This is a genomic window from Methyloceanibacter sp. (assembly GCF_050728395.1).
Classification (GTDB): Bacteria; Pseudomonadota; Alphaproteobacteria; order Rhizobiales; family Methyloligellaceae; genus Methyloceanibacter.
This window is the reverse complement of the sequence record NZ_JBOHJB010000127.1, coordinates 1-6,449: the sequence shown is the minus strand read 5'-3', so window position 1 is coordinate 6,449 and position 6,449 is coordinate 1. Positions and strand designations below refer to the sequence as shown.

Below are 6,449 nucleotides of genomic sequence, written 5' to 3'. Positions count from 1 at the left end.
GTGTTGTCGGCCAGCGCCGGCGTGGTCCACGCTATGAGGCCTGCCAGCAAGAGTATCGCCGAGCGCATGATTCGCTCCCCCCCAAAGGGTACTTTCGCCACCCTCGATCATTCACCCCGAACTATAGCTGAACGGGTGGCTTCGCGCCTCTTCCTCAATACTCGACCTTCACAAGGTAAAGCCCATGCGCCGGGGCGACGGGGCCGCAATGGGCGCGGTTCTTGGCGTCAAGCGCTGCCTTGAGGTCGTTCACGGTCCATTTCCCTTCGCCCACGAGCTTCAGAGACCCGACCATTGAGCGCACCTGATTGTGCAGGAAGGAGCGGGCGGAAGCTTCGACCCTGATGATCTCGCCGTGGCGCGAGGCGGCGAGGCTGTCGAGCGTCTTTTCCGGGGACTCGGCCTGGCATTCGCTGGAGCGGAAGGTGGTGAAGTCGTGATGGCCGACGAGCACCTGCGCCGCCTCGTCCATGGCCTTGGCGTCGAGGGGGCGGAACACGCCCCAGGCGCGGCTCCGCTCGAGCGCAAGCGGGCTGCGGCGATCGACGATGCGGTAGAGATAATGCCGCGCGACAGCCGAGAAGCGCGCGTCGAAATCGGCGCTCACCGTCTCGCAGGCGAGGACCGAGATCGGGTCCGGACGCAGCTGCGAATTCAACGCATCGCGCACCGTGTCGTTCGACCACTCCTTGCCGAGGTCGAAATGGGCGACTTGGCCGAGCGCATGCACGCCGGCGTCGGTGCGGCCGGCGCCCCTTGGAATAGCGTCCTCGCCGGAGAAGGCCTTGATCGCTTCCGCCAGGCGCCCCTGCACCGAGGCGCCGTTCTCCTGCATCTGCCAGCCGACAAAGGGCGTACCGTCATATTCGATCGTTAGCCTGTAGCGGGGCATCGATTGATTTGCCTCAAGGCTGGAACCCTAAGCCAGCCTCCTTGTTACACCATCAAGGCATTCTCGGACGGCGTACCATGACCCCCCAAGACAAAGAGACCATTCTCCGGCTGCTGGCCCAGCACCGGATCATGACCGTGGCGACAGTGAGGGCAGACGGCTGGCCCCAGGCCACGACCGTCGGTTATGCCAGCGAAGGGCTTGCTCTCTATTTCCTATGCGGCAGGCAAAGCCAGAAGGCCGCCAATATCGCCGCCGACGACCGCATCTCGCTCACGATCGACCACGATACGCGCGACCCGATGGGCATCGAAGGCCTCTCCATGGCGGCGCATGCCTACCCCATTGACGATCCTGCCGAGGAGGCGAGGGTCATTGAGCTTATGGTCGCGAAGTTCCCAGAGTATCGGTCTTTGCCTCAGCCGGACCTCGCTGGAATCCAGCCGTTCATGGTCGTTCCAGAGGTGATCTCTGTGCTCGACTACCGCAAAGGCTTCGGCCATAGCGACCTCGTCACCGTCACCGAGGCCGATCGCGGGAGCAAGTTCGGGGCGCGCATCGTCCACCAAGCGCTGCTGCGCTTAAGCGAGAACGCTTCCAACTGGCAGCTCCGCCCCGCGCCGAAATTCCGCAACCGGCATCGGCCGCTTCCCCGCCCTTTGCACCTGCAACAGGCGCACTGAGCCTTTGCCGCAGGCGATGGTGAACTGATCGTCGAGCACCGTGCCGGGCTTGCCCTCGCCGTGCGCGAGGGTCGAGCGCAAGGCTCTGACGCGCTCGCGTTTGCCGTTGAGCTCGACTTCGAACCAGGCGCCGGGATGGGGCGAGAGACCCCTGATCTGATTGTGCACCTCGTCAGCCTTCCGCGACCAATCGATGCGCGTCTCTCCCGGCTCAATCTTGGCGGCATAGGTGACGCCCTCGTCGTGCTGCGGCCAACAGGCGAGCGAGCCTTTCCCGAGATCGCTCAGGGCCTGCACCATGAGCTCCGCGCCGAGCTCGGCGAGGCGATCGTGCAGCTCCCCTGCCGTCTCGTCGGGGCCGATTGCGGTGCGCTCCATGAGGCAGACGGCGCCGGTGTCGAGCTTCTCTTCGACGCGCATGACCGCAACACCGGTCTCGGCATCGCCGGCAAGAAGCGCACGCTGAATCGGCGCCGCACCCCGCCAGCGCGGCAGAAGCGAGGCATGGATATTGAAGCAGCCGAAGCGCGGCGCTTCGAGGATCGGCTTCGGCAGGATCATCCCATAGGCCACCACCACGCCGGCATCGGCGTTGAGGCTCGTGAAGCGCGCTTGTTGTTCGGTGTTTCTGAGGTTTGCCGGCGTGCATACGGGCAGCGCCTTGCTCTCGGCGAAGACCTGCACCGGCGACTTGCGGGCGGCGAGCCCGCGGCCTGCCGCGCGCGGCGGCTGGGTGTAAACCGCAACGACCTCGTGGCCGGCAGCGAGCACGGCGGCAAGCGCCGGCACGGCAAAATCGGGCGTGCCCATGAAGACGATGCGCATTCTAGGCGTTCTCTTCGCTATCTTTGCAGTCGAGGCCCTGAGGGCTAAACTATTGCAATGACCAAGGAACAGGTAAGACAGATACTCGACCGGGTAAGGACTTGGCCAGCGGAGCGGCAGGCGGATCTCGCAGAGGTCGCCAGGCTCATGGAATCGCAAGACAAGAGTGCGGTCGGCCTTAGTAGGGAGCAAGCTGACGAAGTGCGCCGCAGGCTCGCGGAACCGAGTCCAAAAACCACGACTCTCGCCGAGTTTAACGAGCGCTTGCGCCGCCGCTACGGCGCATGAAGCTTGCTTTACCTGTATCGTCCGCTTTGAATGGATTAGGACCGAATACGCCGTGTTGCCCACGGAACGTTTTCGACCTCTCCAACCCAGCGCGATCGCAGTCGATTCGTATAAGGGCCGTCATAGCCGGAAAGACGGAGCAAAGTGAGTTCGACATACCACTGCGCCAGCCTCCAGATTTCTGCAACGAATCTGCCTACAGGCGCTTTCAAGCGACCCTGAGGATGGACTAGATCGTTCCGCACGGCAGTCAGTGCCTCTGCGGCGTTGGACCAGTTTTCCTTTCGTCTGGCGCGGGAGACCAGCTGAGCGCCCCTCGGTATCCCAATTGGCAGCTTAAGCGCCTGCCATGCGCGAACGAAGCGAGACGAAGGGCTCCCTTTCTGTGACAAGCCCAAGTGCGCCAAACATGCTGACGTCAACCTTTCAAGCGCTGCTTGGCTAAGGATGACGCCGCTATCTACCCCAGCTCCTTCGCCAGCCCGATTGCTGCGCAAATACCAATAGATTGCGCTAGACGCGGCTTTTCCCAAGTCGCCGTTGCGCAAGAGCGCGGTGAATCCTGGATAGAGCACGGCGAGCGAGTGGCCGTGATGTATGTCGAACCACGAGACTCGAGGCTCCCAAGGTGTGCCAAGAGACAAACCCCACTGCTCATATGCTCTGTTGCCATCAGCATCAAATCCAACGGGCAGTACTAGAGGCGTCCACGAACCCCGCGCGAATGACAGAAAGAGGTGCAGTTCGCGCAAGACTCGTTCTGCTTCCGAGATTGAAAAGCCACGCTCGCCTCGGGTGAGCCGTCCTACGTGGGTGATCCCATACCCTCCCTCGGTTTGCAGTTCACCGACAAGCTCCTTGGTACGCGGCAGCTCCTGAATTTCAGTGAGCCAATCCTTTTCGTTCAGCGCTACGCGCCCGAGAAGCCGATTGTCTCCTTGCCCTGAACGCCACCTCACATCATCTCCACCAAGGAATTTCGGAAAGTTCATTACATGGAAGATAACTGAATTGAGGCGCGCGCGGCGGCTTGTGTAAATGGCCAAGTCTTGAGGATTGGGGGTCAATTCGATCTGAGCGGGGCCGCGCGCCGAATCTCGATAGTTAAGTACCAGAGACTGAGTGGGTGGAGAGCGTTCACCAAATTTCAGAGTTACTGGACCACTCCCGAATAGCCCAAAAGACTGAACTGCCGATTCCTCCGGCACATGGGCGACCACCACAAGCTTGAGACGCGGCCGCAAGCGCAGAGTGGCTTCGCCGCTACAACCAATTTCAATTCCTTTGGAGGTGATCGTGATGCCCGAGCTGCCTAAGACGATCGCATCATTGGCGCGTCTTGTGGTGTAAATGGGCTCAATGAGGGAGTCCGATTGATTCGGTACGTTCGGCACGATTGCCCCTCACGCTCTAATTGTCCCCGACGCCTAGCGTTAGCTAAAGCGCCTCGGTGCGCTTTTGCTTGGTGAATTTCTTCACGATCATGTCGCGCTTAAGCCGCGACATGTAGTCGATGAACAGCACCCCGTTCAAATGATCGATCTCGTGCTGCACGAGCGTCGACCAGATGCCTTCCAGCGTCTGCTCCTGGGGCTTCCCTTCCATATCAATGAAGCTCACGCGGGTCAGCGCCGGGCGCTCGATCTCGGCCGTCACGTCCGGAATCGACAGGCAGCCCTCATCGTGTATGCGCATCTCGCTTCCGCGCTCGAGGATCACCGGGTTCACCATTATGAGAGGCTGTTTCGGCTCTTCGTCGCGTGCGGGATCCATGACGATCAGGCGGCGCAAAATGCCGACCTGCGGCGCGGCAAGTCCGATGCCAGGCGCGTCGTACATGCTCGCCAGCATGTCTTGCGCAAGCCTCAGCAGCGCGGCGTCGACCTGCTCGACGGATGCGGCCTTCTTGCGCAGCACGGGGTCTGGAATGGTGATGATGGGAAGGATGGTCATGTGAGCCGCTGACATAGGATTGGCGGGACGGGCGGTCAATATGTTCCTGTTTTGATCTAGCGGCGCCCCGAATCGGGCTATAGCTTCATCCTATGCACCTCGACCCCTTTCAGGTGGGGAGCCTCACGCTCGACCCAGTGCTGGTTTTGCTGGCCCTGCTCGGGCTTGCCGCGCTTGCCCTTGTGGTGCTGGTCGTCATCGTCGCGGTGCATATGAGCCGGCGGCGGCGCGCGGCGCGCGAGAGCGACGCCCAGCTCGCCGAGCTGAAAGGCCGGCTGCAGACGCTCGCCGAGATCAGCGTCACCCGGCACGGCGAGCTTGCCCGCGCCGTCAATGAGCGGCTCGATCGCATGACCCATCGGGTCGGCTCCGATCTGACCGAGACGGCGCGCAAGACCACCGACTCGATCGCCAAGCTGCATGAGCGCCTTGCCGTCATCGACTCGGCGCAAAAAAACCTGACCGAGCTCTCCTCCAACATGGTCAGCTTGCAGGAGATCCTCGCCAACAAGCAGGCGCGCGGCGCCTTCGGCCAGATGCGCATGGAGGCCATCATCCAGGACGGCCTGCCCAAGGACGCCTTCACCTTCCAGGCCACGCTCTCCAACGGCAAGCGTCCCGACTGCCTGTTGCATATGCCGAATACCAAGGCGGGCGTGGTGATCGACGCCAAGTTTCCGCTCGAAGGCTTCGAGGCGTTCCGCGTTGCGCGCGGGCCCGAGGAGAAAAAGGATGCGGCGCGGCGCGTGCGCATCGATGTCGGGCGCCATGTTGATGCCATGGCCGAGCGCTATTTCTTGGCCGGTGAAACCCAGGACACCGCGATCCTGTTCGTGCCGTCGGAGGCCATCTATGCGGATCTCGCCGAGCATTTCTCCGATCTCGTGCAGAAGGCGCACCGCGCCCGCATCGTCATCTGCGCGCCGAACATGCTCATGCTCGCGGTGCAGACCATGCAGGCGATCCTTAAGGACGTGAAGATGCGCGAGCAGGCCCATCTCATTCAGCGCGAGGTAACGCGGCTGATGGACGACATGGGCCGCTTACGCGAGCGCGTGCTCGATCTACAGCGGCATTTCGGCCAGGCGAACGAGGACATCGAGAAGATCCTGACCTCCTCGGAGCGGATCGCTTCGCGCGGCCACAGAATAGAGAACTTGGAGTTCGAGGGAGACGGGGCGAACGGCGTTGAAAGTAGCCACGTGGCGCCGCTTGCCGCCCCTTCGCCAAAGGTCGATGAAGATCGGCGCCGCGCCACAGTGACGCGCCAGCCGGACCTGCTTGCCGGGAACCCGCTCGCGGGAAACCTGCTCGCCGGGGAGTAGGCTCGAAGTCATGCTGGATCAACTTCTCGCCGGCGGAGGCGCGAGCCTTCTCAACCTTGTGATCCACGCCCTGATCATGGGCGCGCTGGTCAAGCTCCTGTTTGGCCTGTCGGGGCGCGGCTCCGGCGCCTCGGAGTTCCTGCGCTACACCGTCGTCATCGTCACCACGGGAAGCGTTCTGTTGGCCGCCCATTTCGCAGAGGTCCTGCTCTGGGCCTATACCTATGCCGCGGTCGGCGCCGCGCCACCTGGCACCGACCTCGTCTATTTCGCCTTCGTCAATTACACGACGCTTGGCTATGGCGACGTGCTGCCGGTCGAGCATTGGCGGCTGCTCGGACCGATAACGGCGCTCAACGGCATCATGCTGATCGGCTGGTCCACGGCGTTGATCTTCGCATTTCTGCGCCGGACGGTGCCGCAATTGGAGAAGCAGTGAGCTCGTGATGCTTCCCGCTCCCCCCTTGTGGGGGAGCCCGACCG

The 6,449-nt window shown here is 62.5% G+C and carries 7 protein-coding genes; 3 read left to right on the top strand and 4 right to left on the bottom strand.

The features are described from left to right. Window positions 1-154: 154 nt before the first annotated feature. A complete protein-coding gene (gene truA, locus ACREC7_RS15160) occupies window positions 155-892 on the bottom strand; it encodes a tRNA pseudouridine(38-40) synthase TruA (protein ID WP_431556530.1) in 738 nt (245 codons plus the stop codon). Window positions 893-969: 77 nt separating this feature from the next. Here truA and ACREC7_RS15155 point away from each other — a divergent pair, with 77 nt between their 5' ends. Then, a complete protein-coding gene (locus ACREC7_RS15155) occupies window positions 970-1,575 on the top strand; it encodes a pyridoxamine 5'-phosphate oxidase family protein (RefSeq protein ID WP_431556529.1) in 606 nt (201 codons plus the stop codon). Here ACREC7_RS15155 and fmt read toward each other — a convergent pair. The 3 genes from fmt to def all read right to left on the bottom strand — a co-directional run bounded on the left by fmt (window position 1,474) and on the right by def (window position 4,641). Continuing rightward, window positions 1,474-2,400 carry a methionyl-tRNA formyltransferase gene (fmt, locus tag ACREC7_RS15150; RefSeq protein WP_431556528.1) on the bottom strand — a complete coding sequence of 309 codons (927 nt, stop codon included), beginning with the start codon at window positions 2,398-2,400 and terminating at the stop codon, window positions 1,474-1,476. The genes ACREC7_RS15155 and fmt overlap by 102 nt on opposite strands. A gap of 323 nt (window positions 2,401-2,723) precedes the next feature. Beyond that, the gene (locus ACREC7_RS15145) at window positions 2,724-4,082 is read right to left on the bottom strand and encodes a hypothetical protein (RefSeq protein ID WP_431556527.1); all 1,359 of its coding nucleotides are present in this window, start codon (window positions 4,080-4,082) and stop codon (window positions 2,724-2,726) included. Between the two features lie 43 nt (window positions 4,083-4,125). Beyond that, on the bottom strand, window positions 4,126-4,641 hold the full coding sequence (gene def / locus ACREC7_RS15140; protein WP_431556526.1) for a peptide deformylase: 516 nt from the start codon (window positions 4,639-4,641) through the stop codon (window positions 4,126-4,128). Between the two features lie 92 nt (window positions 4,642-4,733). On the opposite strand from def, the gene ACREC7_RS15135 reads away from it, so the two are divergent. Further along, window positions 4,734-5,966: a DNA recombination protein RmuC gene (locus ACREC7_RS15135; protein ID WP_431556525.1), complete on the top strand. Its 1,233-nt coding sequence runs from the start codon at window positions 4,734-4,736 to the stop codon at window positions 5,964-5,966. Between the two features lie 10 nt (window positions 5,967-5,976). Next, window positions 5,977-6,405: a potassium channel family protein gene (locus ACREC7_RS15130; RefSeq protein ID WP_431556524.1), complete on the top strand. Its 429-nt coding sequence runs from the start codon at window positions 5,977-5,979 to the stop codon at window positions 6,403-6,405. Window positions 6,406-6,449: the final 44 nt, after the last annotated feature.

Excerpts from the sequence above, each read along its gene's own strand:
- truA (WP_431556530.1), bottom strand. The coding sequence starts at position 892 with ATGCCCCGCTACAGGCTAACGATCGAATATGACGGTACGCCCTTTGTC.
- ACREC7_RS15155 (WP_431556529.1), top strand. The coding sequence starts at position 970 with ATGACCCCCCAAGACAAAGAGACCATTCTCCGGCTGCTGGCCCAGCAC.
- fmt (WP_431556528.1), bottom strand. The coding sequence starts at position 2,400 with ATGCGCATCGTCTTCATGGGCACGCCCGATTTTGCCGTGCCGGCGCTT.
- def (WP_431556526.1), bottom strand. The coding sequence starts at position 4,641 with ATGACCATCCTTCCCATCATCACCATTCCAGACCCCGTGCTGCGCAAG.
- ACREC7_RS15135 (WP_431556525.1), top strand. The coding sequence starts at position 4,734 with ATGCACCTCGACCCCTTTCAGGTGGGGAGCCTCACGCTCGACCCAGTG.
- ACREC7_RS15130 (WP_431556524.1), top strand. The coding sequence starts at position 5,977 with ATGCTGGATCAACTTCTCGCCGGCGGAGGCGCGAGCCTTCTCAACCTT.